The sequence below is a fragment of the Pannonibacter phragmitetus DSM 14782 genome, assembly GCF_000382365.1.
Taxonomy (GTDB): Bacteria; Pseudomonadota; Alphaproteobacteria; order Rhizobiales; family Stappiaceae; genus Pannonibacter; species Pannonibacter phragmitetus.
Window position 1 is genome coordinate 1 of record NZ_KB908221.1, and the last position, 26,472, is coordinate 26,472.

Here is a 26,472-nt window from a genome sequence, read left to right on the forward strand (position 1 = left end):
CCATGATCGCCAAGGCAATAGCCCAGAATGAGCCGCAGCAGATCCACCGCACTCGAAAACGACCGCCGCCGCCGCAAGGCACCGGTCTGCGACGCGCTCTGCTCAAGAAAATCGCTGCCGCCAAGCCGCTCGACAACGCCTCGCCAGTCATCAGTCAGAAGTGATTCGGGTCTCATGCAAACTCAGAATCACAAAGCAAAAATCGTCGCAACAAAATAAGTTAGCGCGTATGGGTCTTGTGCCGGGGCCTGTAAGGGGCTTGAGGCCTGCAAGGCCAGCTCTTCTCGTCACTTTCACAGACAGAAGAAATTACCCGCCCGCCACAAGCCCCGCGCTTTCCAGTGCCGCAGATTGACGGGCAGCGACCGTCTCCACCTTGAAACCATCAATCTGTTCGTTGAACAGGCGGAAGAAATTCAGCTCGGCGCGCAGATGCAGGAACACACCGCCGAGGCCGATGGCGGCGCGGTCCATGAAGACGAACTCGCGCGGCACCGTCACCGGGCCAAGCTTCTTCAGCGACTGCTGCACGCGGAAGGCTTCCTTGCGGCCATATTCGGCCGGGCTCACCCCGTCAGCGATGGAGCGCACGCGGTCGCTCAAGAGCGGGCCATAAATGAAACGGGCCCAGATGTTCAGCACATCGATCAGCTCCCGCGTCAGTCCCTTGAAGCCCCAGCGCTCATAAGCCGAGACCACCCGTGCCTCATCCTCATGCAGGAGCCCCAGATAGAGATCCACCACGCCTTCGACAAAGGCAGGCGGGAAGATGCGGATGCAGCCGTAGTCGAGCAGGTTGATGCCTGCCGCCTCGCCGTTTTCCTGAAACACGGTGTAATTGCCAAGATGCGGATCGCCATGGATAACACCGAAATGGCTGAAAGGATGCCACCAGGCATGGAACATGGTGGCGGCCAGCCGGTTGCGCGTCTCCAGATCCGCGTCCTTCCAGTCCAGCAGCGGCCGGCCATCCAGCCAGCCCATGGTCAGCAGGCGATTGGTGGAGAGTTCCGGCACCACCTCGGGCACGCGGATGCGCGGCTCATCCTTGAAAATGGCGCGGTAGACGGCCGTCTGCTGCGCTTCGCGCTGATAATCCAGCTCCTCGCGCAGCCGCTCGCCGATTTCCTTGGCGATTTCGCGGGTATCGATGGCCGACTGCATGCGCCGGTGCAGGGAGAACAGCACGGAAAGCTGGCTCAGATCCGCCTCAACGGCAGAGGCCATGTCGGGATATTGCAGCTTGCAGGCCAGTGCACGGCCGTCCTTCGCCTCGGCCCGGTGCACCTGCCCCAGCGAGGCGGCCGCCGCGGGCTCCTTCTCGAAGATGGCGAAGCGCTGCTCCCAGTCCGCGCCCAGTTCGGCACGCATGCGGCGCTTGACGAAAGCCCAGCCCATCGGCGGGGCATTGGCCTGCAGCTTGGCAAGTTCGGCAGCATATTCGGGTGGCAGCAGATCGGGGATGGTGGAGAGAAGCTGTGCCACCTTCATCAGCGGCCCCTTCAGGCCGCCCAGCGCGGCGGCAAGGCTCTCGGCATCCTTCCTGTTGTCCGCCGCAAGACCGAAGAGCTTCGCCCCCGCCAGCTTGGCGGCAACGCCGCCCACATTGGTACCCACGCGGGCATAGCGGCCAACGCGGGCCGAAAACCGGTTGGCTTCCCTGTCATTACCTGCGGACATCAAGGCTTCCTGACATGCTGAACTCTTGTCCTGCTCCCATATGGGACGCTGGCTCCGTTCAGCAAGTCACATTGCCAATCCCCATCAACGGAGGCTGGCCCCATCAACGGACACTGGCGAGATCTGCGACGAGCTGGTCGCGGTGCAGCGTCAGGCCCTTGTAGCGCAATTGCGCCTCATCAAGGCTTCCAAGCTGCTCCACCAGCCCTGCGGCCAATTCCCGCGCCCCCGGCTGCGCGGCCAGCAGGCGCAAGGGATCGTGATGGATCTTGATGGTGAACAGCAGATCGCCGCTATCCGGCAGCCGTGAGAGCGTCTGCCGCTCCACCCGGATGAAGGCGCCCGCCAGCATCGCCCCCTCGCCTTCCGCCATTTGCGGAGACATCTGCTTGGGGCGGGAGTGGTGCAGCTCCGGGCTGTCATAGACCGACCAGTTGAGCCGCGCCACAAGCTGGCCGGGCTTCAGATTGTCGAAGATCCGGTCAATCGTCTGCCCCATACGTCCGGCGTAACCGGGCACATGCTCATGGATCTGCGCCATCGGCTGCGACGCCTTGGCGGCCAGCGACCAGGAGGACGGAAAACAGAGCGAGGCCGCAGCCAGGCGCCAGCCGCCCTCCCCCTTGCGCATCAGCACCAGATCTTCCTGCACGGCGCGGCTGATGGTCTGCAGCGGCGGCTCGGCACCCTGCATACGGAAGACAGAGCCATCCGCCTGCAACGCAACGCCGCCGCCCTCAGCGCGGTAAAGATCCGGATGGGCTGCCGGCAGATGCTCTGAGAGAAGAGCGAATGCCTCGGCCTGAGCCGCCAGTGTTTCAGGCTCGCTGTGGATCACCACATCCGGCACGGTTGCCATCAGCTCCCGCTTGCGTGCCAGCTGTTCGGCAAAACGCTCGTCCGGATCAAACCAGCGCTCCTGCGGCACCGGTTCCAGACCAATGGAGAAGGGACGCTTCGAGCCGTCATAAGGCGTGTAACGGAACATCCCCTCTCCTCATTTCAACAATGGAAAACCGAGCTTCAGTCTTCCATCGCCTCCAGCTCGTCGATGATGCGCTCGATCACCGACAGGCCCTTCTTCCAGAAGCCCGGATCGCCGGCATCAAGCCCGAAGGGCGCCAGCAGCTCCGAATGATGCTTGGTGCCACCGGCCTTCAGCAGATCAAAATACTTCTGCTGGAACCCGGCTTCGGCCTCTTCGTAAACAGCATAGAGCGAATTCACGAGGCAGTCGCCGAAGGCATAGGCATAGACATAAAAGGGCGAATGGATGAAGTGCGGGATATAGGTCCAGAAGGTCTCATAGCCCTCACCCAGATGGATGGCGGGTCCAAGGCTTTCGCGCTGAACATCCATCCAGATCTCGCCGATGCGCTCCGCCGTCAGCTCGCCGTTGCGCCGCTCGGAATGGATGCGGCGCTCGAAGCTGTAGAAGGCAATCTGCCGCACCACCGTGTTGATCATGTCCTCTGCCTTGGAGGCGAGCATGATCTTGCGAGTGCGCTTGTCCTCGGCCTTGTCCAGCAGCGAGCGGAAGGTCAGCATCTCGCCGAAGACGCTCGCCGTCTCGGCCAGCGTCAGCGGCGTCGGCGCCATCAGCGGGCCGTTGGGGGCAGCGAGCACCTGATGGACGCCGTGACCCAGCTCATGGGCCAGCGTCATCACGTCCCGCGTCTTGCCCAGATAGTTGACCAGCACATAGGGATGCGCACTCGGCACGGTGGGGTGGGCAAAGGCACCCGGTGCCTTGCCGTCGCGCGCAGGCGCGTCGATCCAACCCTTGTCGAAGAAACGCTGCGCGATTTCCGCCATCTCCGGCGAGAAACCGGCATAGGCTGCCAGGACCGTATCGCGGGCCTCGCTCCAGGGGATGACACGGTTGTCCGCCTTCGGCAGCGGCGCATTCCGGTCCCAGTGGTTCAGCTTGTCCATGCCGAGCCAGCGGGCCTTGAGCGCATAGTAGCGGTGCGATAGGCGCGGATAGGCCTCGCGCACGGCAGCCACCATGGCATCCACCACCTCGCGTTCCACCCGGTTGGCAAGGTGCCGGCTGTCGGCAATGTCCTCGAACTTGCGCCAGCGGTCGGAGATTTCCTTGTCCTTGGCCAGCGTGTTGGTGATCAGCGTGAAGACCCGCAGGTTCGCCTTGAAGGTCTCGGCCAGCGCATCGGAGGCTGCCTTGCGCCGAGCCGGATCAGCATCCTGCAACAGGTTCAGCACCTGCTCAATGGCAAGGTTTTCCCCGCCAACGGTGAAGCGAAGCGAGGCGATCGTTTCGTCAAATAGCCGGTTCCAGGCACCGCGCCCGGTGACGGACTTTTCGTGGAACAGCTGCTCCACCCGGTCTTCCAGCTGGAACGGCTTTTCCTTGCGCAGATCCTCGAACCAGGGCCGGTAGTGTTTCAGGCCGGAATCCTCCAGCGCCGCTTCGATCACCGCATCCTCGATGGAGTTGATCTCCAGCGTGAAGAACAGGAGGTGGGAGCTGGCCGACGTGATCTTTTCCTGCACGTCGCCATAAAACTTCTGACGGGCCGGATCGGTGGTGTTGCCGGCATAGACGAGGCCCGCGAAGGAAATCAGCTTGCCGAGCAGGTCTTCCAGATCCTCAAAGGACTGGATCGCAGCAAGAAGCCCGTCCCTGTCTTCAGCGGCAAGCCTTGCCAGATGCCCCTTGTAAGCGCCTTCAAACTGGCGGGAGCGTTCGAGACCTGCGGCCAGATCAGCCTGAACCTGCGGTGCATCCAGTGCCGGATAGAGGTCTGTGAGATCCCATTCCGGCAAGTCGCCCAGCCCTGTTGCGGTTGCGTGGGCGCTGGCGGCTTCAATACCCTTCATAAATCCTCCGGTTGCATCCGTGCGATGCGTCAAAGACATGTCTGCAAGTCTGTGCTTGTTGAAATTAGGGCGCAAACCCCGTCACAAGCAATCATCATTCTATCGAATGGCGCCATGATTATGGACGATTTGTTTACTTGCGGCTGCGAATGATGGCCCGAATTGAGACAGGTAAGGCCGGGACGTAAAATGGTAGCAGCCAGCGGACGCATCCTCGTTGTTGATGACGACCCGATCCAGCGCCGCCTGTTGCAGGAGGCCATCACCCGTTTTGGCTACAGGGTGAAGCTTGCCGAAAACGGTGCCGAAGCGCTGAAGATCATGACAGGTGCGGAAGGCGCGGATATCGACCTTGTCGTCATGGACATGGTGATGCCGGAGTTGGACGGCCTTGGCGCCCTGCGCCAGATGCGCGCCCAGAAGATTGCCGTGCCGGTGATCATGCAGACCGCACATGGCGGCATCGACACAGTCGTCAATGCCATGAATGCGGGCGCGCAGGATTTCGTCGTCAAGCCTGTGTCGGCGGAGCGGCTGGAGGTTTCCATCCGCAATCTGATGAAGGTCTCAGCACTCGAGAGCGAAATCACCCGCCTGCACAAGCGCGCGTCCGGCACGCTGACCTTCAACGAGATCATTACCCGCTCGGCCGCCATGGAGCGCGTGCTGCGTCTTGGCCAGCGGGCCGCCTCGTCCAACATTCCGATCCTGATCGAAGGAGAGAGCGGCGTCGGCAAGGAGCTGATCGCCCGCGCCATCCAGGGCACCAGTGACCGCAAGTCGCGCCCTTTCATCACCGTGAACTGCGGCGCCATTCCGGACAATCTGGTGGAATCGATCCTCTTCGGCCACGAGAAAGGCGCCTTCACAGGCGCGGTCGACAAGCATGTCGGCAAGTTCCAGGAAGCCCATGGCGGCACCCTTTTCCTGGACGAAGTGGGCGAGTTGCCTATGGAAGTGCAGGTCAAGCTCCTGCGCGCGCTTCAGGAAGGGGAGATCGACCCCATCGGCGCCCGCCGCCCCGTGAAGGTGGACTTCCGGCTCATTTCCGCCACCAACCGGCGCCTGCTGGATCTGGTGAAGGAAGGCGGCTTCCGCGAGGATCTTTATTACCGGCTCAATGTGTTTCCGATCTGGATCCCGCCGCTGCGCGATCGCATCGAGGACATTCCGGCGCTGGCCCGCCATTTCCTCGCTCGCTTTGCAGCGGAGGAAGGCAAGCCGCAGGTGCGCGGCATTTCGGCTGAGGCTCTGGCCCTGCTGCAGGCCTATACCTGGCCCGGCAACATCCGCCAGCTGGAAAACACCATCTTCCGCGCCGTGGTGCTGTGCGACGGCGACCAGCTCGTGCCTGAGGATTTCCCGCAGGTGGCAGCAGCACTCGATCATCCCCTGCCGGTTCCGGAACTGAAGGCCGGGCCTGCCAGCGTGACCGCGGGCTCTTCGCCAGCGGCAGGTGCAGCCGCCACGTTTTCCATAGGCTCTCCACAGGGCGGCCAGGCTGTGCCGCCTCATCATCAAGCTGCCACAAGCGCACCCTACGGGTTCCTCCGCAGTCTGGACGACGACGGGCACTTGCGCAGCCTGACGGCCGTGGAAGAGGAAATGATCCGGACAGCCATCAGCCACTACGGCGGGCGGATGACCGAAGTGGCAAAGCGGCTTGGAATTGGCCGCTCGACACTGTACAGAAAGCTGAAGGATTACGGTCTGGAGGACGGTGCGGACCAGCGCGAGGACGTGTAGCGGCCAAGGCTGCGGCATTTTGGCACCTGTCAACAGAAGTTTCGCAGCGCGCTGACCGCGCAGCACCTTCGCAAATGCCAGCCGGTGCTGTCTCTGCAGGAGGACAAGACGATGGGAATCAGCCGGTTATCAAATGCGGTATACGCAGAAACAGGGGCTGGATTCCTTATTGTAAATTCGCCACTATGGGCCGTGAAATGAAATCACGGTAAAAACTTCTTAACCTCGCGCCGGTAACGTCCTCTTCATCATCGGGGGGAAGTTCCGGCCGCCAGGCCGATAGAATGCGAGAAGTGATTTGCGTAAACGGTTTGCCCGAGACAACGCCATGACACGACTGAAGCGCCTTGCGGCGCTCGTCTGTGTTGCCGGCGCCATGCTCCTTGCACCTGCCCTGGTTGCACCCGGTGTGTCATCTGCACATGCCGAAAGCCGCACCCTCAAGCTCTATAACGTGCACACCAAGGAAAGAGTTCAGATCACGTTCAAGAAAGACGGCCGGTATATCCCGGGCGGCCTGCGTGACGCGAACCGTTTCCTCCGGGACTGGCGGCGCAACGAGATCACCAACATCGACCCGAATCTGCTCGACCTGGTCTGGGAAGTGTACCAGCAGGTCGGCGGACGTGATTACATCCACGTGGTGTCGAGCTACCGTTCGCCGGCAACCAACAACATGCTGCGCGGCCGCTCTCGCGGTGTGGCGCAGAAGAGCCAGCACATGCTCGGCAAGGCGATGGACTTCTTCATCCCCGGCGTTGATCTTGCAAAGCTCCGTGCCACCGGCCTGCGCAGGCAGGTTGGCGGCGTCGGCTTCTACCCCACCTCCGGCTCGCCCTTCGTCCATATGGATACCGGCAGCGTCCGCCATTGGCCGAAGATGACGCGCCAGCAGCTGGCAAACGTCTTCCCGGATGGCAAGACCGTTCACATTCCCTCTGATGGCAAGCCGATGCAGGGCTATCAGCAGGCGCTCGCCGAACTGAAGAGCGGGCGCCGGTCCGCACCGGTTGTCGTGGCCAGCAACTCGGATGACGAGGAAGGCGGCAGCGGCAACAGCCGTATGAACACGCGTGGCCAGACCCTCACCTCAGGTGACGACGGCCGGATCGTGCGCCCGGCCTCGACCGGTGGCCGCAACTTCCTGGCTGCCCTCTTCTCCGGCGAGGATGATGACGTCGAAGAGGCTGCTGCACAGCCTGAGCGCGCCCCTGCCCAGGTGCGCCCGGGTGCAGTCGCTGCACGCGGCACTGCGGCAGCAACTCCGCCCGCCGCAGCGCCGGTCCAGGCCCCTGCTGCAGCACCGGCACGGGCACCCGAGCCTGAAGCTCCTGTTGTGACCGCAGCCACGCTGCCGCAAGGCAAGCCCGCCGAGGCGCGCGAGCCGGCCAACATTCCTTTCCAGATCGCATCGGCTGATGCAGGTGGCGTCAGCGCAGACGATGCTCTGAAACAGGCTGCCGCGGCGCCTGTCCCGGCCTCCGCTCCGGCACAGCCGGCAGCCGCCGTGCAGCAGCTGGCGGCAGTGGCTGTACCGCATGCCAAGCCGCAGTCGGCCGCCGCACGTGCCGTGGCGCAGGCCACCGACCCGGTCTCTGCAATCCTCGCAGCCACGGGCACCCAGCCCGCACCCAAGCCACAACTGGCAGCAGCGGCCATGGCCTATGCCTCGCAGGCAGCCACACAGCCGCAGCCGGCCACGCAGGACGTGCTGCGCGCCAAGGCCGCAGAAGCTGCAGCCCGCATGGCCCGCGACAAGAAGAAGCCGGCGGCGCCTGCTCCGACCCTTGCAGGTCTCGTCCCCTCACAGATCAAGGACCCGCTCGCAGGCTTTGCCCGCGCACCGGACAAGACTTCGCCGGAAATCATCTCGGCTGAATCGACGCTGCGCACCGGCACCTTTGCAAAGATGAGCCATCCGAACCAGCGCAAGCTGACGGAGCTGCTGGAGCCGGGCAACCGCTTCCTGAAGAACAGCTTCACCACGGCCGCTCCTCAGGACATCCGTGCGGACAGCTTCACTGGCAATGCCGTGGCAATCCTCCCGGTGGTCTACACGCGCTGATCTGCGGGCGTAGACAGCTCGGAACAAAAAAAAGCGGCCTCTCGGGGCCGCTTTTTTCATGTCCGGTATCCTGAAACAAAAACGGGCGGCCAAGCCGCCCGTGTGTGCCGGTCGTGGACCGGTGATCAGCCGTTTCCGGCGTAGGCAGACATGCCAAGAGCCTGAAGGTAGAGATCGAGGATCGCTTCCTCTTCCTCGCGCTCGTGCGGCTGCTTCTTGCGCAGGGAGATCACCTTGCGCAGGATCTTGACGTCGAAGCCATTGCCCTTGGCCTCTGCATAGACATCCTTGATGTCATCGGAGATCACCTTCTTCTCTTCCTCAAGGCGTTCGATACGCTCGATGAACGCCCTGAGCTGGTCTGCGGCAACGCCACCCGGATCTGACATGCTAGCACTCCTTCAGTTTTGAATTGCGCCTGCCCTGCCACGGCCTGAAGGCCGGGTCAAGCGGCGGCTTGAGGGGAAGCCCCAAAGTTTGAAGACGGATCAGTGCTCCGGACGGCTGGCGTCGAAGGCGGCCTTCTGTTCCGCCGTCGCCTCGCGCTGGTGGAGACGCTTCCAGTCTTCATAAGGCATGCCGTAGACAAGTTCCCTTGCCTCGTCCTTGCCGAGGTTCATACCGGCCTTGCCCGCTTCTTCCGCCATCCAGTTGGACAGGCAGTTGCGGCAGAAACCGGCGAGATTCATCATGTCGATGTTCTGCACATCGGTGCGCTTGCGCAGGTGCTCCACCAGCCGGCGGAAGGCCGCTGCTTCCAGCTTTTCTTGTGTCGCTGCATCAAGATCCATCGCTGTCTCTCCGCTTGTATCAGTCCGCCCGCGACCCGTAATGCCGGATCTGGCGCAGGTCAGGCATCGCCGTCATGGCGCGCAGGACTGGTTCCAGCCGGCCGGCCCATTCCAGCACGCCCGCCTCATCACCGATCAGATCCTGACGCACCTCGATCAGCACATGGGCAAGGCCGCGCCGGGTGCAGTGGCGGTACATTGTGTCGTTTTTCAGGGCTCCATCGTAAGGCTCATTGTCGCCAACGACCAGCGTTCCATCCGCAGACAGGGCTTCAAAGACGGGTGTAACCGCGCGCCGATCCTTGTCCCACAGAAGGCCGGCATGCCAGGGCCGCGGCGTGCCGCGCCAGACCGGTGTATAGCTGTGGACCGATACCACGACTGGAGGCGCCGCCGCTTCCAGCATGGCATCCAGAGTGGCCGCGATGCGGTCATGATAGGGACGGTGGTAGAGCGCAATGCGGCGCTCCCGCTCCGCCGCATCATGGCGGGCATTGCCGGGAACAACGGCACCATCCGAAAGGCGCATCACCAGCGTCGGGTCATCCTCACCCCGGTTGGGATCGATCAGCAGGCGCGAGAAGGTCGTCATCAGCGCTGGCGCGGCAAGCCGCCGTGCCAGCTCCAGCGTCAGCGGCCGCACGCCAATGTCATAGGCGATATGCCGTTCAAACTGTGCCGGAGGCAGGCCCAGATCGCCATATTCGGGCGGCAGGGCGTTGCGGGCATGATCGCACAACAGCAGCAGGCCGCAGCCCAGATTCCCGTCAATTGCTTCGACAGGTTCAAATGCGGAAGGGTTCAAGTGCATTGCTCGGGGATGACGGTTGAGAGGATGCGCAATTCGGGTGACGCAAGCGCTTTGCTTGCGTAAGAAATAGAACACAGAGGCGCCTCTACCAACAGGTTTTCGATGCCCGTCGCCACACATACCGCTTCCTTTCTCGAAACCTTGTTTCAGGCGGCCGTTGATGCCGCGCTGCCGGGACAGTGCCTTCCCCCGCATTTGCCTGAACCTGTGGAAAGCGGGCGGATCATTCTGCTGGCGGCAGGCAAGGCGGCAGGCTCCATGCTGGAGACAGCCGAGCGCCATTACCGGGAAGACCGGGGCCTCGGCCCGAACCGGCTTCTGGGTCTCGGCGTCACCCGCCATGGCTACGCCCGCCCGACGGGCACCATCGAGCTGATCGAGGCCGGACACCCCGTGCCGGATGAGGCTGGCGTTGCAGCAACGCTGCGCTGCCTTGACATTGCCCGCAGCGCGCAACCCGGGGATCATGTGGTGGTGCTGCTCTCGGGCGGCGGCTCGGCCAACTGGATTGCCCCCGCTGAAGGTGTGTCACTTGCTGACAAGCAGGCTCTGACCAAGGCGCTGCTGCGCTCCGGCGCGACGATCGACGAGATCAACACCATCCGCAAACACCTTTCCCGCATCAAGGGCGGCCGTCTTGCCAAGGCAATCCGTCCCGATGTGGCGCTGACGACGCTGGCCGTGTCCGACGTGCCCCGTGACGACCCGGCGGTGATTGCCTCAGGCCCTACCGTACCGGACCCAACCACGCTGCAGCATGCGCGCGGACTGTGCCTGGCACGCGGCATTACCCTGCCCCCGTCCATTCAGACTGCACTGAACGACCCGGCCAACGAAAGCATCAAGCCGGGAGATGCCGCTTTCGAAGGGCGCAGCTACAAGCTTGTGGCAACGCCGATGCAATCCATCGAGGCAGCAAAGCGCGTGGCAGAGGCGGCAGGTTACGAAACGATCCTCCTGGGCGACAGCCTTGAAGGCGAAGCGCGCGATGTTGCAGCTTCGCATGCCGCGCTTGCCAGGGATCTGCAACGGAATGGCCGAAAGTGCGTGCTTCTGTCGGGCGGCGAACTGACGGTGACCATCGCGGGAGATGGGCGCGGCGGGCCGAACCAGGAATATGCGCTGGCACTGGCGCTCGCTCTTGGCGGGGCAGAGGGCATTTCGGCTGTTGCCGGGGACACGGACGGCACGGATGGCGGACGCGGGCTCGCAGACGACGCAGCCGGCGCCATGCTTGATTCGTCCACCCTTTCCCGGGCAAGCGCTCTGGGTCTTGATGCTGCCGCATTTCTGGCGAGAAACGACAGCACCGGCTTCTTCGAGAAGCTTGGGGATCTGCTGACCCCCGGGCCGACTTTCACCAATGTCAACGACTTCCGTGCCGTTGTCATTGACAGGACATGACCCGGACCGCAAAGGTCCTCACAAATTATCGGATTAAATCGGTTTAATGATCACGGACAAGGAACGCAGGGCATGAGAGATCCGGCATGGACCGGCACAGGCTTTGCGCGTGCAGCTCTTGCATTTGCGGTATTCGTTGCTGTGGCTTTCCTGAGCGATACGGCAAAAGCGGACTTGCGTCTGTGTAACAAGACCGAAAGCAACGTTGGCGTTGCCATCGGATACAAGGATAAGACTGACTGGGTCACCGAAGGCTGGTGGAACCTTGCCGCCAACAGCTGTGAAACGCTTGTGCCAGGAGCACTTGTGTCACGCTACTATTACATTTATGCCGTCGATTACGATCAGTTTGGCGAATGGGGCGGCCGGGCGTACATGTGTACGCGCGAAAAAGAGTTCACGATTCGCGGAATTGAAGACTGTGTGGCGCGCGGCTATGAGCGCACCGGATTTTTCGAGATCGACACAGGCGAGCAGAGCAACTGGACGGTTCAGCTGACTGAGCCGGTACAACAGGGAACGGGTGCACAATGAGGCGAAATCGGCGCGTTAAAATTCTTGCAACTCTGGGACCGGCCTCTTCCACCCAGGAGATGATCGAGAAGCTGTACATGGCTGGCGCGGATGTGTTCCGCATCAACATGAGCCATGCGGACCACGATCTGATGCGCGAACTGGTGCGCCGCATCCGCGCTGTCGAGGAAAAGGTGGGCCGCCCGATCGGCATTCTCGCCGACCTCCAGGGCCCGAAGCTGCGCGTCGGCAAGTTCGCCGAAGGCCCGGTGATGCTGGAAGACGGCGCCACCTTCGTGCTGGACTCCGACCCCACGCCGGGCGACGTCTCCCGCGTCTTCCTGCCCCATCCGGAAATTCTCAAGGCACTTCAGCCGGGCCACCGCCTGCTGCTGGACGATGGCAAGATCCGCCTTGTTGTCACCGAGTGCACCGCCTCGCGCGCCATGACCCGCGTGGAAGTCGGCGGCAAGCTCTCCGACAAGAAGGGCGTCAGCGTTCCGGATTCGGAAATCGGCATGAGCGCCCTCACCGACAAGGACCGCGCCGACCTGACGGCCGTGCTGGAAACCAGCGTGGACTGGATCGCACTCTCCTTTATCCAGCGCCCGGACGATATCGCTGAAGTGCGCAAGATCGTGCGCGGCCGCGCCGGCATCCTCGCCAAGATCGAGAAGCCGCAGGCGATCGACCGTCTGGCCGAAATCATCGAGCTGTCCGACGCCCTGATGGTGGCCCGTGGTGACCTTGGCGTGGAAATGCCGCTGGAGCAGGTTCCTGGCCTCCAGAAGCGCATCACCCGTGCGGCACGCCGCGCCGGCAAGCCGGTGGTTGTCGCCACCCAGATGCTGGAATCCATGATCACCGCTCCGGTGCCGACCCGCGCCGAAGTGTCGGACGTCGCCACGGCTGTGTTCGAAGGCGCCGATGCCATCATGCTGTCGGCCGAGTCCGCTGCAGGCCAGTTCCCGATCGAGGCGGTCAGCACCATGGACCGGATCGCCCAGCAGGTGGAAACGGACCAGAACTTCCGCACCATCATCCACGCACAGCGGACCGAACCGGAAGCCACCGGCGCCGATGCCATTTCGGCAGCAGCACGGCAGATCGCCGAAACGCTGAACCTTGCAGCTGTCGTCTGCTACACCTCGTCGGGCGCAACGGGCCTGCGCGCGGCGCGTGAGCGCTGCTCCGCCCCGGTCATCGCCCTGTCGCCGGTCGCCTCCACCGCGCGCCGTCTCGCCCTTGCGTGGGGCCTGCACTGCGTTGTCAGCGAGGATGCGAACGACGAGAACGACATGGTGAACCGCGCATGCAAGATCGCCAGCCAGGAAGGCTTCGCCAAGCCCGGCCAGCGCGTGATCGTGACGGCCGGCGTGCCCTTCGGCACCCCCGGCTCCACCAACATGCTGCGCATCGCCTTCGTCGGCAGCGACGGCCAGAGCGGCCTCTGAGAGCCCTCAAACACCAGACATCTGATGGCCCGCCCCTGGCGGGCCATTTTGTTTCAAAGCGCACAACCCAAGGGGGCAAAGAATAGATTGCACTTGATATATGGCGAAGTTTGCGAAAATCTCTTCTGACAAATTTCCTGGACTGCACTCGAATGAATCAGAGCGGCCATCATCAAACAGACCCGGGGTTCTGGATCCAGGAATGGCTTACTCAGATCAAACGAGTTTCTGAATCACGCTGGCCCAAGAAATTCAGGCCAGTCATCAAGGGCACACCGCGCGTCGGCGACCTTTACTGGTGCAACTTCCATCGGGAAACCGAAGTTGAGCTCCCTGAAATGTGGAAGACCCGGCCCTGCGTCATCGTAAGCCGCAAGAACGTGCTTCACGGCAAGGTTCCAGTTCTGCCTTTTTCAACATCACTTAGAAATGCAGATGACGGGATGGCCCATGAGGTCAGCAAGGCGACTCGCGACAAGCTGGATGGCAGAGTAAGCTGGATTCTATGCGATCACCCCTGCACCGTTGCCACCAGCCGCTTGCGGCAAGTGAAGGGCGGTGTCCCGAAACTGCCTTCTGCGGAACTGAGGGACGTCCTGCTTCTGATGACAAGGGCTCTTGCGGAACCTCTTCCTTAAGCGCTTACCTTGACTTTTGAGCAGTAAGACGCATATTTGAAGATATACGCGGGAATGGAAACATTCTTTCGCCGCCCGGAGACGGGAGTTAAATGCCAAGCCACCCCTCGGGGTGGCTTTGGTTTTTCAAGCGCCCGCACGCTCCCCAACCACGCTTCCAAGCCCCCGGATCAGCGCCACGATCTCATCCGTGTGGCTATGCTGCGGCATATGGCCGGCGCCAGGCAGTTCGATCAGGCGGCAATTGGGCAGATCGCGCGCAAGGCCCTTCGAGTGAATGCTGGGCCAGACAACCGTGTCCTGATCCCCTGTGATGGCAAGTGCCGGCTGGGTGATGGCGCCGTAGTCGCGGCACTGCTGCGCCAGATGGCGGTTGAAGGCGGCAAGGTCCATGGCATTGGCACGGAAGCTCTCCGGCCGGAACAACAGATCCACGCCGATGGCTGCATCATATCCCTCCGGCACGCTTGCGGGCACAAACACGTTGCGTATGGAGGCAGGTGCCAGACGTTCGGCAGCGGGCAAGGCCAGCGTGCGGCAGAACAGGTCCCCGATCACGGGCAGCGCAGCGAGCTTGTAGTACCATGCGACGCCGCCATTCCAGGGATGTGTGGCGGGCGCCAGAAAGACGAGGCCCCTAACCCGCTCCGGCGCCTCCAGAGCCAATGCAGCGGCCACCGAGGCGCCAAAGGAATGGCCGATGACAACAGCCGGCCCGAAGTCCAGCATCTTCAGCAGTGCGGCGATGCGCCGGGCCTGATCCCGCGGCGAGGCATCCGGCGGCAAGCTCCGTTCGGAGAAGCCAAGGCCCGGCCGGTCCACGAACAGCATCTCGTGCGTGTCCTTGAAATGCGGCGCAAAGGCGAGGTGCAGATCCTGCAGGTTTCCGCTCGCCCCATGGATGAAAACCAGGCGGGGCACATCGCCAGAGACAGCAGGAGGCCGCGAATGGACATAGTGCACTTGTGCACAGTCAACAAAACCAAGGGTTCCTGCCGGTTTGTGACGGGCATTGATGCGCCTGCGGCGCAGTTCTGTATAGAGAGCGAGGAGCAGGAAAACGGCGAGAACAATCAGCAACAACGACACTCCGGCAGCCGGTTGAGCCTGAGTGCAGCAGCAAGGGAACAGTGCCCGGCCTCAGACCGGCTCGCCGGCCAGTTCCTTTTCAAGCTCTTCGATCGCTTTACGTGCGCTTTCCAGTCCCGGATGTATTTGCGAGACACTCCGGAAGGTGGCCAAGGCCTTTTCCTTCTGGTCCAGATGGCGCTGGATGATCGCCAGACCGGACAGCGCGCCCCAATGGCGGGGCTCCAGCGCCAGAACATGCTCGATGTCGGCGAGTGAACGGCCGTACTCGCGCTGCACGTAGTAGATGGTCGCCCGGCGGTTCCAGCCCTCGGCATAATCGGGCTTCAAGCGCAGCACAACATCCATGAGATCGAGGGCAAGGCCATAGTCCTCGGCCCTGAGAGCAACGGCCGCACGCTGCATCAGCAGGTTCACCGTGTCGCTGCCGGATTCAAGATGCGCCCGCTGGATCTTGCGCGCGATCGGAGCCGCGTCGCGGTCCGACTTTGCAGCAGCAAGATCCCGGTAGAGGCTGTCCAGCGGCTTCTCGTCAGCCTGGACCTCAGGCGCCCTTGCCGCACCGGACGCATCCTCCTGGCCCTCCGGCGGCAGAGTATTTAGATCCTCTGCGGAAGGCGGTGGTGTGCCGGGCGTCACTTCCTGTGCCAGCGATGGCTGGAGTGGAAGGGCGAGAAGGGAAGCTACAAACAGGAAAAGCCGCATGCTGGCAAGGATACCTTGCTGCACGCGGCCGTCAATCCTGCAAAGCAAGAAGGGGCTCACGATCCCGCGAGCACCAGCAACTCAGCCCTGACGAGCCTTGAAGCGCGGGTTCTTCTTGTTGATGATGTAGACACGGCCCTTACGGCGAACCATGCGGTTTTCCCGGTGACGGGCCATCAGCGCCTTGAGAGAGTTCTTGATCTTCATCGTTGTGTCCCCGGAAGGGCCCTGCTGTTCTACTCAAAAGAAACGGGCGCCTGGGCGCCCGCATGGACTTGGTTTCTGGTCGAAAGCCCCGGCGCGGATATCGCGCCAGAGGCTTCTTTCCTCACCTGCAGCTGACCGGGCCCTCGCCTTGCCTGCTGCAATAATGGTGGGCGTGACAGGGATTGAACCTGTGACCCCTACGATGTCAACGTAGTGCTCTCCCGCTGAGCTACACGCCCGAAATCTTCGGAACCAAGCGCCGGAGCGCTGCGGTGGTCAGCGATATAACGGGGATCGCCGGACTGTGCAAGACCCCAATCTCAGAACCGTCAAACAATTTTTCAGACGGCACTGACCTGTGGAAAGACGCCTTCCCACATCACTGACCGGCAGCCCTCAGGCTGCCAGCATGCGTTCGACTTCCTGCACAAGGTCCTTCAGGTGGAAGGGCTTGGACAGAACCTTGGCATCTTTCGGCGCATTGGAATCCGGGTTCAGTGCCACGGCGGCAAAGCCGGTGATGAACATGACCTTGAGGTCCGGGTCCAGCTGGGTGGCGCGGCGGGCGAGTTCGATGCCATCCATCTCCGGCATGACGATATCCGTCAGCAGCAGGGCGAAAGGCTCTTCCCGCAGGCGTTCATAGGCGCTCTTGCCGTTATCAAAGGACACGACATCATGGCCGGCGTTCTCAAGCGCCTTGGCCAGAAAGCGCCGCATATCATTGTCGTCTTCCGCCAGAAGGATTCGCGACATGGTGGACAACCGTCAAACTCCGAAACTCAGGGAAACCACCGCCGGGGGTGGGTGCTCGATGCCAGTTATAATTCCAATCCGCCGTAAAGATAGAGTGAAGCGGGCTTGAACACCGCGCTTTCGCTCATTTGTGGACAGGACTGTTGATTCCTTGGCAAGATAAGGAAACAGCAAGCTTGCGCCCGGGCAGGTTTGCCGGCAGAGCGGAAAGCGGTCAGCCCCATGCGCATCATCACCGGCTTCGGAGCGGAGCCCGTCTTTGAACCAGCCTTCGAGATTCTCGCGCCCGCCGACCAGCGCCTCCCTTTCGTGTTCAACTCCCCCCATTCCGGTGTCTGCTACCCCCAGAGCTTTCTCGACGCCTCCCGGCTGGACCGGCTGACGATCCGCAAGTCGGAAGATGCCTTCGTGGACGAGCTGTTTGCCGGCGTGGTGCCGATAGGTGCGCCGCTGCTGCGGGCACGCTTCCCCCGCGCCTATCTTGACGTGAACCGGGAGCCCTATGAACTCGACCCGAAGATGTTCGAGGGGCGCCTGCCCGCCTATGCCAATGTGCGCTCCCTGCGGGTGGCCGGAGGCCTTGGCACCATTGCCCGTGTCGTCAGCGAGACCCAGGAGATCTACGCCCGCCGCCTGACCGTGGAAGAGGGCATGGCGCGGATCGAGGCCATCTACAAACCCTATCACTCCACCTTGCGCCGCCTTCTGGCGCAGACCCATGTGGCTTTCGGCTACGCAGTGCTGATCGACTGCCACTCGATGCCGTCTACCGTGAGGTGCCAGACTTCGGGCATCCGGCCGGATTTCATCCTGGGTGACCGCTATGGCACCTCCTGCCCCATCGAACTGACGGACATGGCGGCGGATCTGCTTCGCTCGAAGGGCTACACGGTCAGCCGCAACAAGCCCTATGCGGGCGGCTTCATCACCGAGCATTACGGGCGCCCGGCCAAGGGTCTGCATGCCCTGCAGGTGGAAATCAACCGGGGCCTTTATATGGATGAGGAAACCCATGAGCGGGGCGCGGATTTCGTCCGCGTCGCGGCCGATCTCATGGACTTTGTCCGGGAGCTAACCGCCATGCCCGACAGCGCCTTTTCGGCCTGGTCCATCGCCGCCGAGTAACGCACCTCAAGACAGCTCAGGCAGGCGCGCCACAGAAAAAAGGGCCGCACTCAAAAGAGGCGGCCCGAGTCTAGGGAGGAAACGCCCAAGGAGGGCGGCGCTACAACGCAACGCGTCGTATCGCGCTGCAATAAGGTCGCATTGCAGCGCACAAACGTCAAGAGCTTCCGCACCTTTCCAAGCGGTTCCCTTTGACGGCATGGCATGGCGGAGGCAAAAACTGCGGGCACTGCAGCATTTATTAAGTGGCTGAAATAAATGGCAGTCTCCGCGAAAATCCGTATGTTGCGCGGCAGAACAGGCCTCAAACGGCAAGACATGCAAGGAAGGCATACCAGACATGCAAATCTCACATGACTTCTATCCCTTCCTCGAAGACATGGCCAAAGCCTCCAGCGCAGCCATCCTCCCGCATTTCCGCACCAGCCACGGGGTCGAAAACAAGCTCAGCGGCGGCTTTGATCCGGTGACGGTGGCCGACCGGGGCGGCGAAGAGGCCATGCGCGCCCTGATCAACGCCCGGCACCCGGAGCACGGCATTCTGGGCGAGGAATTCGGCAGCGAACGCACGGATGCGGAGCATGTCTGGGTACTGGACCCGATCGACGGCACCCGATCCTTCATCACCGGTCTGCCCACCTGGGGCACGCTGATCGGCCTGACGACCAACGGCAAGCCCAGCCTTGGCATGATGGTGCAGCCCTATGTGAACGAGGCCTATGCCGGCGACACCAGGTCCGCATGGTACCGCGGCCCGCTGGGCACACGGCAGCTGAAGTCCCGCGCCTGCGGCAGCCTTGCCGATGCTGTGCTCTTCACCACCAGCCCGCGCATCTTCAAGCCGGTGGAGAAGGACGCCTATGACCGCATCGAGAAACAGGTCCGCCTCGCCCGCTATGGCACCGATTGCTACGCCTATTGCATGGTGGCCGCCGGCATGGCCGATGTGGTGATCGAAGCCGGTCTGCAGGCCTATGACATCGTGGCTCTTGCCCCCATCATCGAAGGGGCGGGCGGCGTTGTCACCACATGGAGCGGCGGCTCACCGGCCAATGGCGGGCGCATCGTTGCCAGCGGCGATCCGCGCCTGCATGAAATCGTGCTGAAGCAGCTTATGGATGAGCCGCAGACCTGAGCCTTTTCTACGGCGTCTTCATTCCTCGCCGGGGATGAAGGCGTCGAAGGCAGCCCAGAACTGGTCGCGGTAGACGTCCTCTTCCATCAGCAGCTCGTGTTCTGCGCCCGGAATCTCGATGAAGCCGGCGGCCCGGATGCGAGTGGACAGCTCTTCCGTTGCCCGGCTGGAGACGATCCGGTCCCGTCCGGCGGTGATCATCAGCACCGGCACAGCCACGGACGGGCCAAACCGCAATTCGCGGAACGACATCAGGCAGCGTACGGCGGCCGCCAGCCAGCCAATGGTGGGCGGCCCGATCTCGAGAGCGGGATTCGCCTTGCCGATCTCCACCATGCGCTCAAAGCGCCGCCGGTCACTCGTCTGACGGTTGGTCTCGAAGGTCTCGGCCTTGCCGTTCCCACGCCCCGGCACAGGCGCAAGGGCAAGCCCCAGCATGGCCAGAAGCCGCGCCAGCCGGAAGATCATCCGTTCCTTGCGGCCAAAATCGCTCAATCCGGTGAAAGGCGCCGAAAGCACGGCCCGGGAAATCTGCGTGCGCAGGCGCTCTGTTGCCGAGAGGAACACCGCACCACCCGTGGAATGGGCCAGCACATAATGCGGCCCCGGACAGTCGGCGAGCGAAATCTGCCTCACCACAGCCTCAAGATCGATACGGTAACGGGAAAAGCTGCTGACATTGCCACGCTTCAACGAGCCGGGATGGCTGTCGGAACCGCCCTGCCCGCGCCAGTCGAAAGCCACCACATGGAAGCCGCGCTCCTGCAGCTCGGTGATGACCTCGAAATATTTCTCGATGAACTCCGCCCGCCCCTGCAGCAGTGTCACGGTGCCCTTGAGCTGGCCCGGCTTTGCGGGAAAGCGGGCATAGCGCAGCCTGACGCGGTCCGGCGTTTCAATGAAGCCGGCCACCGCGCCATCAGGGATCGGGTTGCCGGGAATTTCGGTCAGCGTCATCTGGGAAGCCTCGGGCTCAAGGGGCAGGCTTCCCAGAGTTACCTTGGCCAGCGCGGCAGCTCAACTGTCTTGGACAGGGAGCTGTACAAGTCAGGGCCCGGAGAGGGAAACTCTCCGGGCCCGGGGATTTACCAGCAGGGTTTACCAGCGGCGGCCGAGGCGCTCACGATCAACGATGTGACCGTTGAAGGCGTTGACCGTCAGCTTGACCGGCATGCCCCGGCGGCCTGTGGCGAACACCACATAGACCGGGCCACGGCCGCCGCGCACGTCGATGTTCTCATACCCCTGACGGCGCAGGCTGCGATGGATGTCACGCGGGGACAGACGGGCATCGCGGCGGCCCCAATCGCGGCCATGGTTGCCGCGGTCACGGTGCCAGCCCCAGTCACCTCCACGGCCATCGATATGGACGGCAGGTGCACCCTGACCGGCGCGAAGTTCAATGGACAGGCCGGAGGAGGCCTGAGCCGGAACGGTGGCGAGAGCTGCGGTGGCGGCAATCACGGTGGCGGAGATGAGGGTCTTCAGCATGGTATGCTCCTTTCTTCCTGTCTGCGGCTGGCGGCGTTTCTCTGCAGTGCCAGCCTGTTGAGAGGAAGATGCGCCCTGGCGCTTGAACCAAAACGGAAGGCGTTGTTCATCCGCCGTTCATCTGCACCGGCAGGGGGCGAAACCGGGTCTTGAAACCGCCGGAGTCCCTCCCCACCTCATTGCTGCAGGCGCCAGACGGGCCTGCGGAACGGCCGGTTTCCCGCCTGAATTGGGGGAGCACCGGCCCATGCATTCAGTTGCTCATGAAGAGGACAGAACCATGCGTCATTTTGATCTCAGCCCGCTTTACCGCTCCACCGTCGGCTTTGACCGGCTGCTTTCGATGCTCGACAGCGCCACCTCCGACACCCCGAGCTATCCGCCCTACAACATCGAGCGGACGGGCGAAAACACCTACCGCATCACCATGGCCGTCGCAGGTTTCGGCAATGACGATCTCTCGATCGAAGCCAAGGAACATGCGCTGACAGTGAAGGGCGAGAAGAAGTCTGAGGAAACCGCCGGTGAAGTGCTTTACCGCGGCATCGCCTCGCGCGCTTTCGAGCGCCGCTTCCAGCTCGCCGAGTATGTGAAGGTGGAAGGCGCCCATCTGGAGAATGGCCTGCTGCACATCGATCTTCTGCGCGAAATCCCCGAAGCCATGAAGCCGCGCAAGATCGAGATCAACGCCGCCGGCACGCCGAAGCAGATCGAGGCAAAGGCCCACTGAGACCAATGCTCGATGAGCTTGACTCATCGAGCATTGGTTAAGCCCGTGCGGCGCTTGAGCATCTTCAAGGCGTGATGCGTCAGCATCTCAGGGCCTTGGTATGAAGCCACCGTTCAAAACTCTCCGCAGTGCGCGGGGAAAAGAGACAGGACAGAAGCGCCCGGCCCCACCGGGCGCTTTTTCCGTTCAGCGTGCCAGTTCGAACTGGATCTCGATACGGCCGAAGCTCGCCCCTGCTCCCCGCCAGTCATGATAGATTTCCCGGCTCTGGCCTGAAAGGACATGGCGGGAAGCCTCGATATCCCGCAGCAGCGGGCGGTATCCTTGCGTAAAGAGGCTGCGCAACGGACCCATGTGCACCGCTGAAGCCACCATGACCGGCTCCAGATGCAGAAAATCCAGCGGCCCGTCATAGGTTTCAGCACCAGTGACGGGCAGACAGATTCGCCAGTCGAACTCTGTTTTCCCATCGCGCGGCAGGCCCTGTGCAATGAAGATCCAGGGACCTGCGGCCACAAGCCCATGCCGGTGGCAGTCGGCTTCAATCACGGGGGCCAGCTCTGCAGCAGCGGCTCCCACGCCGGGGATCCGCAGCCGCCGGGCAATCGACAAGACCCGCAAGTCTTCGGTTGGGTGAATCTTCATAGCACGATCCTCACTGGCCGGGCGGACCGCATGAAGGATCCGCACTGCAACGACTCAAGACCTGCAAGGCTAGAATAAGACTGGAAAAGGCAAACCCGGATTGCAGAATCCACTTCCAAAAGTGCAGAGAAATCCCAAGCCTGAAGAAAAATTATCCTACACGGCGCGCAAAGTGCTCCGCTGGCTTATCAGCCAGCAGCCAGTGCCAGAAAGCGCTCGACTTCCTCTTCCGTCGTGGCGAAGGAGCAGACAAGGCGCAGCAGCGCTTCATCGGCGCCCGGTGCGGTGTGGCCCTCAAGACCGGCGGGCGGCCATTCGCGGATGACGGCGCCTTCGGCCCTCAGCCGGTTGATCACATGGGTGGGCAGCACGGGGAAGACCTCGTTCGCCTCAACCGGCCAGGCGAGCCGGGCAAAGCCGGAGCGGACAAGGCCATCGGCCAGACGGCGGGCCATGGCATTGGCATGGCGGGCATTGTCCAGCCAGTGGCCGTCCTCCAGATAGCCCTCGAATTGGGCCGCCACAAAGCGGCTCTTCGACAGGATATGCCCGGCCCGCTTGCTGAGATAGCGGAACTGGCTGCCCTCGCCCGGATTGAAGAAGATCACCGCCTCGGCACACCAGCAGCCATTCTTGGTGCCGCCGAAGGACAGAACATCCACGCCCGCGCGCCAGGTGATATCCGCTGCCGAACCCCCGCTGGTGATCAGCGCATTGGCAAAGCGGGCGCCGTCCATGTGCACAACGATGCCACGCGATTTGGCCACATCGGCCAGAGCACGGATTTCCTTCGCGGTATAGACCGTGCCGCATTCAGTTGCCTGGGTCAGGGAGAGACCGGCCACCTGGCCGCTGTTGAGCTCCCCGTCCGGATGCTCGGCCATGGCATTTGTGAGAACGGCCGGTGTCAGCTTGCCATTGGCGCCGGGAAGGCCGCGAATCTTCTGGCCCATGGTCAGAAACTCGGGCGCATTGCATTCGTCATTGGCCACATGCGCCGTGGCATGGGCAAAGACCACGCCGCCGGGCTTTGCATAGGCCGAAAGCGCCAGCGCGTTGGCGGCCGTGCCGGTCGGCACAAAGAAGACCTCGACGTTGCATTCGAAAAGCTCGCTGAAGCGGGCCTTGACCGAAAGCGTCAACGGATCGCCGCCATAGGCCGGAGCAAGCCCGGTGGAATGGCGGGAGAGGGCGGCGGCGACCGGTGCGCTGGCACCGGCCCAATTGTCACTGGCAAATATCATGCAGTCACACTATCCGCCGCAGCCCGTGCCTTGCAACAGCTCTCAATAATATCGCGCCCGCCGGGCCAGCGCGCGGCGCAGGACCCAGTCAATGGAGAAGCGCCCCGGCCCGTAGATGGTCAGAACCAGCAGCAGGAAGCCCCAGAGCAGGCGCTGATCGGCAATCATCGACGAGGGATTGCCATCAAACATCGCGCCGATGGCCGTTGCATCGGCCCCAAGCTGATAGACATCCACATAGGACATGACCGCGATGAAGCCGATCATGCCGAGGCTGGCGGCACGGGTGAACAGGCCAATCGTGATCAACGCCGGCAGGATGAATTCGGCCCAGGTCCCGGCAATCACGATCACATGATAGGGAAAGAAGGCGAGCTTGGTGGTGTCATAGCTCACCGCTTCCATCATCGACGGCAGGATCTGCGCAAAGGCGCCATCAGACGGATGAAGGAACCCCAGAACGCCCGGCCCGATCTTGGTGAGGGCGGAATTCCAGAAGTAAAACAGAAGCACGCTGGCAAAGACGAAGCGCCCGGCCAGGCCGATCAGCCAGCCATGGCTGGCCCGTTCCAGCCCAGCGAAAAAGCCATTGTACATACGGATGAAGAAATCAAACATTGTGTCCCTCCCGGACAGTTCCGGGTGTCATACCAAGCCCGTGCGGCGTCTGAGCATTTTCGAAGCGTGATGCGTCAGCGTGGCAAGGCTTGGTGTTAGAGTGCATCCGGATAAAATTTACGCAAGGTCAATTTGGCATTCACAAGCTGCGCCGCTGCGCAGCAACAGGCCAATGGCGGTGGCAAGATCAAAGGCCAGATCGACAGCCAGCGCGCTGCCTGCGGCCTCTGCGAGACGATCGCCAGCTGCCAGCGCCGCCATGAAAGCCGCCTCCCCCGCCTGCAAGGGGTGAAGGATGACATCGATGCCGGGCCGGGTGAGGAGTACACTCTGCCCCTGCCCCGGATCAACCTCTACCCCAGCCTCAAGCTCGAACCGGTTGGCCCTGACCAGATCCAGCACCGGATAAGACGACATAATCAGACGGCAGGCCGGGTGCAGCATGAAGCGCAGGGCGCCAAGCTGCTCCGGCGGCACAGCGGCAAGCTGGGCCGGATCGAGCGGCACCCGGTCTGCCGCGTGATAGGCCTCGAGCCAGGCCCATTCCAGCCGGGCCACATCAGGCAGATAAGGATAGCCTTCCAGCGGCGGGAACCCTGCAATGAAGGTGGAAAAACTGCCGCCATAGGTCAGAAGCACGGGCGATGACGGCGGCTCGGCGCTCACATAAAGCCTTGCGAGCGCCCGGAAATATTCTTCTCCCAGCAGCCGCACCAGCGCCGGATAGGTCGCCATCAGCGCCTCGGTCAAGCTGACGATGACATTGTTGCGGTAAACGCCAAAACGCTTGGGCGCGGGGGCGCCGTCCGGACCGGTCACATCCTCCGGCACCGGCAGGCCGGCGCGCATCAGCGCCGCCGCAAAGTCTGCGCTGGAAACAGAGGCCTGCTCAGCCATGACGCAGAAGCCCCTGCGGCCGGGCCTCATGCCGAAGTTGAGCCATGACCTGCTCCGCCTCCTGCACCTGCCCCAGCAGCACCGGCCAGGATGGCACGTTGTTGTCCCACTCGATCAGCACCGGCAGCGGCCCGGTCCGCGCCATGAGATCCGCGAAGAGGCTCCAGACGGCGGCCTCCACCTCCCGGTCATGGGCATCGATCAACAGCGGCCCGCCCTGGTCATCCGTGTCAGGCGCGTGGCCGCCGAGATGAATCTCGCCCACATGTTCAATGGGAAAAGCCGCCAGATAGTCCCGCGCATCGCGGCGGTGATTGACAGCGGAAACATGGACATTGTTGACGTCAAGCAGCAGCCCGCAGCCGGTGCGCCGGACAATTCCGGCCAGAAAGCTCAGCTCATCCATTTCACTGGAGGCAAAGGCCACATAGGTGGAGGGGTTTTCCAGCAGCATCCGCCGCCCCAGCACCTCCTGCACCCGGTCAATATGGTCACAGACCAGATCCAGCCGCTCCTGTGTGTAGGGCAGCGGCAAGAGATCGTTCAGGAAAACGGTGTCATGGCTGGACCAGGCCAGGTGCTCGGAGAAAGAAGCCGGCTCATAGCGCGCGCAAAGATGCTTCAGCCGGGCAAGATGGGCTTCATCCAGCGAGCCATCGCCTCCAATCGACAGTCCCACACCATGCAGGGAGATGGGATAGTCCGCCCTGATACGCTCCAGATAATGATGCGGCGCGCCGCCTGCGCCCATGTAGTTTTCGGCGTGGATCTCGAAGAAGCCGACATCGGGCTTCTGCGACAGAATTTCGCTGTAATGCTCCGGCTTCAGCCCAGCCCCACCGCGCTGCGGCAGGGTGAAACTGAGGTCCGCCGTCTCCTGCAGCCCGGTCATGATGGCAATCACTCCCCCGCAATGCGGCTTCCGGCGGCGCGCGCCGGAAGCCTTGATCCTGCATTCCAGTCTTGCAGCCTCAGGACTTCGGCAGATCGCGCTGCAGCTCGGCCAGCGAGCCCATGCGGCCATCCGGCAGCTTCATCTCCGTGCAAGTGCCTGCGGGCACCAGCGTCCAGGCATTGCCCTGATAGTCAACCGTGGACGTACCGGCGCAGGTCGTGCCCGGACCGGCCTTGCAGTCATTCTTGCCGGCGAGCGACACGCCGTAGCACTTCTCCTTGGCCTGTGCGCCAGCTTCTGTCGGCGCAGTCACGCCAGCCACCGCCGCCGCCACAGCGCTGGCCACAATTGCCGCAGAAAGAAAGGTCTTGCTCATTTTCGTACCTCGTTTCATCCGTCCCGGCTCCCCCGATGGCGCCGTTTCCCGGATGGCTGCATCCTGCTGCATTCCCCAACCGCCGGGAAATCAAAGGCCCGTGACGGCGGAACCGGGTGCTGATGCCGGGAGTGTGAACTGCAATCATGAAACTTTGTTGCTCATTCCGCCGCAGCCCGTTCCGAAAATGAACCTGACGCTGCAAATGGCGAAACAAAATGAATTTTAATCCTTATAAACGGTCTTGCCCCCCCGGGGGAAATCTGGCATGTTCCCCCGGCTCGGAATAGGGCAGGAATACTGTCCCTTTTTTCGAGCCCCGAGGTTACTCGCTGGGCCGTGGCCAATCCGCGGCAATCGCCGGATATGGGGGAGGCACCACAGACACCGGCACCTCATGCGAGAGCCTGCGGACAGGCTCAGGACTGCCTTGCTGCCCCGTGCGGCAGGCAGAAAAAGGGCATCACCGGCGAAGCGGGAGGCTTGCTTTCGCCAGAAGACGGTTCGCTTTGTGGAAGCGAAGCGTTAAAACTACGACAGAGCCGCGGCACAGGCTGAGGGAGATCTGCGTGTCTTGCCCCCAAGAGGGGAAAGGTGCGCACATGCGACCTGAGGA

General features: G+C 62.6%; 27 protein-coding genes and 1 tRNA gene. 9 read left to right on the forward strand and 19 right to left on the reverse strand.

Annotation, left to right across the window (positions count from 1 at the left end; genetic code table 11):
• Nucleotides 1-309: 309 nt before the first annotated feature.
• The 3 genes from H163_RS0111960 to H163_RS0111970 all read right to left on the reverse strand — a co-directional run bounded on the left by H163_RS0111960 (nt 310) and on the right by H163_RS0111970 (nt 4,521).
• Entirely contained in the window at nt 310-1,680 is a 1,371-nt protein-coding gene (locus H163_RS0111960; RefSeq protein ID WP_019964822.1) for an ABC1 kinase family protein, read from the reverse strand.
• A gap of 103 nt (nt 1,681-1,783) precedes the next feature.
• Entirely contained in the window at nt 1,784-2,668 is an 885-nt protein-coding gene (locus H163_RS0111965; protein WP_019964823.1) for a heme-dependent oxidative N-demethylase family protein, read from the reverse strand.
• A 35-nt stretch (nt 2,669-2,703) separates the two neighbouring features.
• Complete coding sequence (locus H163_RS0111970; protein ID WP_019964824.1) at nt 2,704-4,521, reverse strand: M3 family oligoendopeptidase; 1,818 nt, start codon at nt 4,519-4,521, stop codon at nt 2,704-2,706.
• Nucleotides 4,522-4,710: 189 nt separating this feature from the next.
• On the opposite strand from H163_RS0111970, the gene H163_RS0111975 reads away from it, so the two are divergent.
• Entirely contained in the window at nt 4,711-6,267 is a 1,557-nt protein-coding gene (locus H163_RS0111975; protein ID WP_019964825.1) for a sigma-54-dependent transcriptional regulator, read from the forward strand.
• Between the two features lie 328 nt (nt 6,268-6,595).
• Nucleotides 6,596-8,332: a peptidoglycan L,D-endopeptidase MepK gene (locus tag H163_RS0111980; protein ID WP_019964826.1), complete on the forward strand. Its 1,737-nt coding sequence runs from the start codon at nt 6,596-6,598 to the stop codon at nt 8,330-8,332.
• A gap of 125 nt (nt 8,333-8,457) precedes the next feature.
• Here H163_RS0111980 and H163_RS0111985 read toward each other — a convergent pair whose 3' ends face one another.
• From H163_RS0111985 to H163_RS0111995, 3 genes are all read right to left on the reverse strand, one after another.
• The gene (locus tag H163_RS0111985; protein WP_019964827.1) at nt 8,458-8,721 is read right to left on the reverse strand and encodes a DUF2312 domain-containing protein; all 264 of its coding nucleotides are present in this window, start codon (nt 8,719-8,721) and stop codon (nt 8,458-8,460) included.
• Between the two features lie 99 nt (nt 8,722-8,820).
• Complete coding sequence (locus tag H163_RS0111990; protein ID WP_019964828.1) at nt 8,821-9,123, reverse strand: DUF1244 domain-containing protein; 303 nt, start codon at nt 9,121-9,123, stop codon at nt 8,821-8,823.
• A gap of 19 nt (nt 9,124-9,142) precedes the next feature.
• The gene (locus H163_RS0111995; protein ID WP_019964829.1) at nt 9,143-9,934 is read right to left on the reverse strand and encodes an N-formylglutamate amidohydrolase; all 792 of its coding nucleotides are present in this window, start codon (nt 9,932-9,934) and stop codon (nt 9,143-9,145) included.
• Between the two features lie 102 nt (nt 9,935-10,036).
• Between H163_RS0111995 and H163_RS0112000 the strand changes: the two genes are divergently transcribed.
• The 4 genes from H163_RS0112000 to H163_RS23990 all read left to right on the forward strand — a co-directional run bounded on the left by H163_RS0112000 (nt 10,037) and on the right by H163_RS23990 (nt 13,943).
• On the forward strand, nt 10,037-11,338 hold the full coding sequence (locus tag H163_RS0112000) for a glycerate kinase type-2 family protein (RefSeq protein ID WP_019964830.1): 1,302 nt from the start codon (nt 10,037-10,039) through the stop codon (nt 11,336-11,338).
• Between the two features lie 72 nt (nt 11,339-11,410).
• Nucleotides 11,411-11,872 carry a DUF1036 domain-containing protein gene (locus tag H163_RS0112005; protein WP_019964831.1) on the forward strand — a complete coding sequence of 154 codons (462 nt, stop codon included), beginning with the start codon at nt 11,411-11,413 and terminating at the stop codon, nt 11,870-11,872.
• Nucleotides 11,869-13,305 (forward strand): pyruvate kinase, encoded by a 1,437-nt coding sequence (gene pyk / locus H163_RS0112010; RefSeq protein ID WP_026355766.1) that lies wholly within the window; start codon nt 11,869-11,871, stop codon nt 13,303-13,305. The genes H163_RS0112005 and pyk overlap by 4 nt, the downstream gene beginning before the upstream one ends.
• A gap of 152 nt (nt 13,306-13,457) precedes the next feature.
• Nucleotides 13,458-13,943, forward strand: a complete 486-nt coding sequence (locus H163_RS23990; protein WP_019964833.1) for a type II toxin-antitoxin system PemK/MazF family toxin — start codon at nt 13,458-13,460, stop codon at nt 13,941-13,943.
• Nucleotides 13,944-14,069: 126 nt separating this feature from the next.
• Here the strand turns inward: H163_RS23990 and H163_RS22730 are convergent, their stop codons facing one another.
• The 5 genes from H163_RS22730 to cpdR form a co-directional block, all read right to left on the reverse strand.
• A complete protein-coding gene (locus H163_RS22730; protein WP_115336498.1) occupies nt 14,070-15,032 on the reverse strand; it encodes an alpha/beta fold hydrolase in 963 nt (320 codons plus the stop codon).
• A gap of 51 nt (nt 15,033-15,083) precedes the next feature.
• Nucleotides 15,084-15,761, reverse strand: a complete 678-nt coding sequence (locus H163_RS0112025) for a tetratricopeptide repeat protein (protein WP_208975387.1) — start codon at nt 15,759-15,761, stop codon at nt 15,084-15,086.
• A gap of 57 nt (nt 15,762-15,818) precedes the next feature.
• On the reverse strand, nt 15,819-15,944 hold the full coding sequence (gene ykgO, locus H163_RS0112030) for a type B 50S ribosomal protein L36 (protein ID WP_019964836.1): 126 nt from the start codon (nt 15,942-15,944) through the stop codon (nt 15,819-15,821).
• A gap of 164 nt (nt 15,945-16,108) precedes the next feature.
• Nucleotides 16,109-16,183: transfer RNA gene (locus tag H163_RS0112035), tRNA-Val, on the reverse strand.
• Between the two features lie 157 nt (nt 16,184-16,340).
• A complete protein-coding gene (gene cpdR / locus H163_RS0112040; RefSeq protein WP_019964837.1) occupies nt 16,341-16,700 on the reverse strand; it encodes a cell cycle two-component system response regulator CpdR in 360 nt (119 codons plus the stop codon).
• Between the two features lie 222 nt (nt 16,701-16,922).
• Here cpdR and H163_RS0112045 point away from each other — a divergent pair, with 222 nt between their 5' ends.
• Together H163_RS0112045 and hisN are read left to right on the forward strand one after the other, a co-directional pair.
• Nucleotides 16,923-17,825, forward strand: coding sequence for an N-formylglutamate amidohydrolase (locus tag H163_RS0112045; protein ID WP_019964838.1), 903 nt, complete (start codon nt 16,923-16,925; stop codon nt 17,823-17,825).
• Nucleotides 17,826-18,165: 340 nt separating this feature from the next.
• The gene (gene hisN, locus H163_RS0112050; RefSeq protein ID WP_019964839.1) at nt 18,166-18,960 is read left to right on the forward strand and encodes a histidinol-phosphatase; all 795 of its coding nucleotides are present in this window, start codon (nt 18,166-18,168) and stop codon (nt 18,958-18,960) included.
• A gap of 18 nt (nt 18,961-18,978) precedes the next feature.
• Here hisN and H163_RS0112055 read toward each other — a convergent pair whose 3' ends face one another.
• Together H163_RS0112055 and H163_RS23695 are read right to left on the reverse strand one after the other, a co-directional pair.
• Nucleotides 18,979-19,917 carry an alpha/beta fold hydrolase gene (locus H163_RS0112055; protein ID WP_019964840.1) on the reverse strand — a complete coding sequence of 313 codons (939 nt, stop codon included), beginning with the start codon at nt 19,915-19,917 and terminating at the stop codon, nt 18,979-18,981.
• Between the two features lie 141 nt (nt 19,918-20,058).
• Nucleotides 20,059-20,451, reverse strand: coding sequence for a hypothetical protein (locus H163_RS23695; RefSeq protein WP_019964841.1), 393 nt, complete (start codon nt 20,449-20,451; stop codon nt 20,059-20,061).
• Between the two features lie 280 nt (nt 20,452-20,731).
• On the opposite strand from H163_RS23695, the gene H163_RS0112065 reads away from it, so the two are divergent.
• Nucleotides 20,732-21,181 carry an Hsp20 family protein gene (locus H163_RS0112065; RefSeq protein ID WP_026355768.1) on the forward strand — a complete coding sequence of 150 codons (450 nt, stop codon included), beginning with the start codon at nt 20,732-20,734 and terminating at the stop codon, nt 21,179-21,181.
• A gap of 186 nt (nt 21,182-21,367) precedes the next feature.
• Here the strand turns inward: H163_RS0112065 and H163_RS0112070 are convergent, their stop codons facing one another.
• The 6 genes from H163_RS0112070 to H163_RS0112095 form a co-directional block, all read right to left on the reverse strand.
• Entirely contained in the window at nt 21,368-21,826 is a 459-nt protein-coding gene (locus H163_RS0112070; RefSeq protein ID WP_019964843.1) for a GyrI-like domain-containing protein, read from the reverse strand.
• 188 nt (nt 21,827-22,014) lie between these two features.
• The gene (locus H163_RS0112075; RefSeq protein WP_019964844.1) at nt 22,015-23,070 is read right to left on the reverse strand and encodes a threonine aldolase family protein; all 1,056 of its coding nucleotides are present in this window, start codon (nt 23,068-23,070) and stop codon (nt 22,015-22,017) included.
• 42 nt (nt 23,071-23,112) lie between these two features.
• Nucleotides 23,113-23,688, reverse strand: coding sequence for a DoxX family membrane protein (locus H163_RS0112080; protein WP_019964845.1), 576 nt, complete (start codon nt 23,686-23,688; stop codon nt 23,113-23,115).
• A gap of 117 nt (nt 23,689-23,805) precedes the next feature.
• Nucleotides 23,806-24,585, reverse strand: a complete 780-nt coding sequence (locus tag H163_RS0112085; RefSeq protein WP_019964846.1) for an HvfC/BufC N-terminal domain-containing protein — start codon at nt 24,583-24,585, stop codon at nt 23,806-23,808.
• Nucleotides 24,578-25,477: an MNIO family bufferin maturase gene (gene bufB, locus H163_RS0112090; protein WP_040678802.1), complete on the reverse strand. Its 900-nt coding sequence runs from the start codon at nt 25,475-25,477 to the stop codon at nt 24,578-24,580. The genes H163_RS0112085 and bufB overlap by 8 nt, the downstream gene beginning before the upstream one ends.
• A 79-nt stretch (nt 25,478-25,556) precedes the next feature.
• Entirely contained in the window at nt 25,557-25,856 is a 300-nt protein-coding gene (locus tag H163_RS0112095; RefSeq protein ID WP_019964848.1) for a BufA1 family periplasmic bufferin-type metallophore, read from the reverse strand.
• Nucleotides 25,857-26,472: the final 616 nt, after the last annotated feature.

What these genes read in the sequence shown, in the direction of transcription:
- H163_RS0111960 (WP_019964822.1), bottom strand. Translation starts at nt 1,680, where the DNA reads ATGTCCGCAGGTAATGACAGGGAAGCCAACCGGTTTTCGGCCCGCGTT.
- H163_RS0111965 (WP_019964823.1), bottom strand. Translation starts at nt 2,668, where the DNA reads ATGTTCCGTTACACGCCTTATGACGGCTCGAAGCGTCCCTTCTCCATT.
- H163_RS0111970 (WP_019964824.1), bottom strand. Translation starts at nt 4,521, where the DNA reads ATGAAGGGTATTGAAGCCGCCAGCGCCCACGCAACCGCAACAGGGCTG.
- H163_RS0111975 (WP_019964825.1), top strand. Translation starts at nt 4,711, where the DNA reads ATGGTAGCAGCCAGCGGACGCATCCTCGTTGTTGATGACGACCCGATC.
- H163_RS0111980 (WP_019964826.1), top strand. Translation starts at nt 6,596, where the DNA reads ATGACACGACTGAAGCGCCTTGCGGCGCTCGTCTGTGTTGCCGGCGCC.
- H163_RS0111985 (WP_019964827.1), bottom strand. Translation starts at nt 8,721, where the DNA reads ATGTCAGATCCGGGTGGCGTTGCCGCAGACCAGCTCAGGGCGTTCATC.
- H163_RS0111990 (WP_019964828.1), bottom strand. Translation starts at nt 9,123, where the DNA reads ATGGATCTTGATGCAGCGACACAAGAAAAGCTGGAAGCAGCGGCCTTC.
- H163_RS0111995 (WP_019964829.1), bottom strand. Translation starts at nt 9,934, where the DNA reads ATGCACTTGAACCCTTCCGCATTTGAACCTGTCGAAGCAATTGACGGG.
- H163_RS0112000 (WP_019964830.1), top strand. Translation starts at nt 10,037, where the DNA reads ATGCCCGTCGCCACACATACCGCTTCCTTTCTCGAAACCTTGTTTCAG.
- H163_RS0112005 (WP_019964831.1), top strand. Translation starts at nt 11,411, where the DNA reads ATGAGAGATCCGGCATGGACCGGCACAGGCTTTGCGCGTGCAGCTCTT.
- pyk (WP_026355766.1), top strand. Translation starts at nt 11,869, where the DNA reads ATGAGGCGAAATCGGCGCGTTAAAATTCTTGCAACTCTGGGACCGGCC.
- H163_RS23990 (WP_019964833.1), top strand. Translation starts at nt 13,458, where the DNA reads ATGAATCAGAGCGGCCATCATCAAACAGACCCGGGGTTCTGGATCCAG.
- ykgO (WP_019964836.1), bottom strand. Translation starts at nt 15,944, where the DNA reads ATGAAGATCAAGAACTCTCTCAAGGCGCTGATGGCCCGTCACCGGGAA.
- cpdR (WP_019964837.1), bottom strand. Translation starts at nt 16,700, where the DNA reads ATGTCGCGAATCCTTCTGGCGGAAGACGACAATGATATGCGGCGCTTT.
- H163_RS0112045 (WP_019964838.1), top strand. Translation starts at nt 16,923, where the DNA reads ATGCGCATCATCACCGGCTTCGGAGCGGAGCCCGTCTTTGAACCAGCC.
- hisN (WP_019964839.1), top strand. Translation starts at nt 18,166, where the DNA reads ATGCAAATCTCACATGACTTCTATCCCTTCCTCGAAGACATGGCCAAA.
- H163_RS0112055 (WP_019964840.1), bottom strand. Translation starts at nt 19,917, where the DNA reads ATGACGCTGACCGAAATTCCCGGCAACCCGATCCCTGATGGCGCGGTG.
- H163_RS23695 (WP_019964841.1), bottom strand. Translation starts at nt 20,451, where the DNA reads ATGCTGAAGACCCTCATCTCCGCCACCGTGATTGCCGCCACCGCAGCT.
- H163_RS0112065 (WP_026355768.1), top strand. Translation starts at nt 20,732, where the DNA reads ATGCGTCATTTTGATCTCAGCCCGCTTTACCGCTCCACCGTCGGCTTT.
- H163_RS0112070 (WP_019964843.1), bottom strand. Translation starts at nt 21,826, where the DNA reads ATGAAGATTCACCCAACCGAAGACTTGCGGGTCTTGTCGATTGCCCGG.
- H163_RS0112075 (WP_019964844.1), bottom strand. Translation starts at nt 23,070, where the DNA reads ATGATATTTGCCAGTGACAATTGGGCCGGTGCCAGCGCACCGGTCGCC.
- H163_RS0112080 (WP_019964845.1), bottom strand. Translation starts at nt 23,688, where the DNA reads ATGTTTGATTTCTTCATCCGTATGTACAATGGCTTTTTCGCTGGGCTG.
- H163_RS0112085 (WP_019964846.1), bottom strand. Translation starts at nt 24,585, where the DNA reads ATGGCTGAGCAGGCCTCTGTTTCCAGCGCAGACTTTGCGGCGGCGCTG.
- bufB (WP_040678802.1), bottom strand. Translation starts at nt 25,477, where the DNA reads ATGACCGGGCTGCAGGAGACGGCGGACCTCAGTTTCACCCTGCCGCAG.
- H163_RS0112095 (WP_019964848.1), bottom strand. Translation starts at nt 25,856, where the DNA reads ATGAGCAAGACCTTTCTTTCTGCGGCAATTGTGGCCAGCGCTGTGGCG.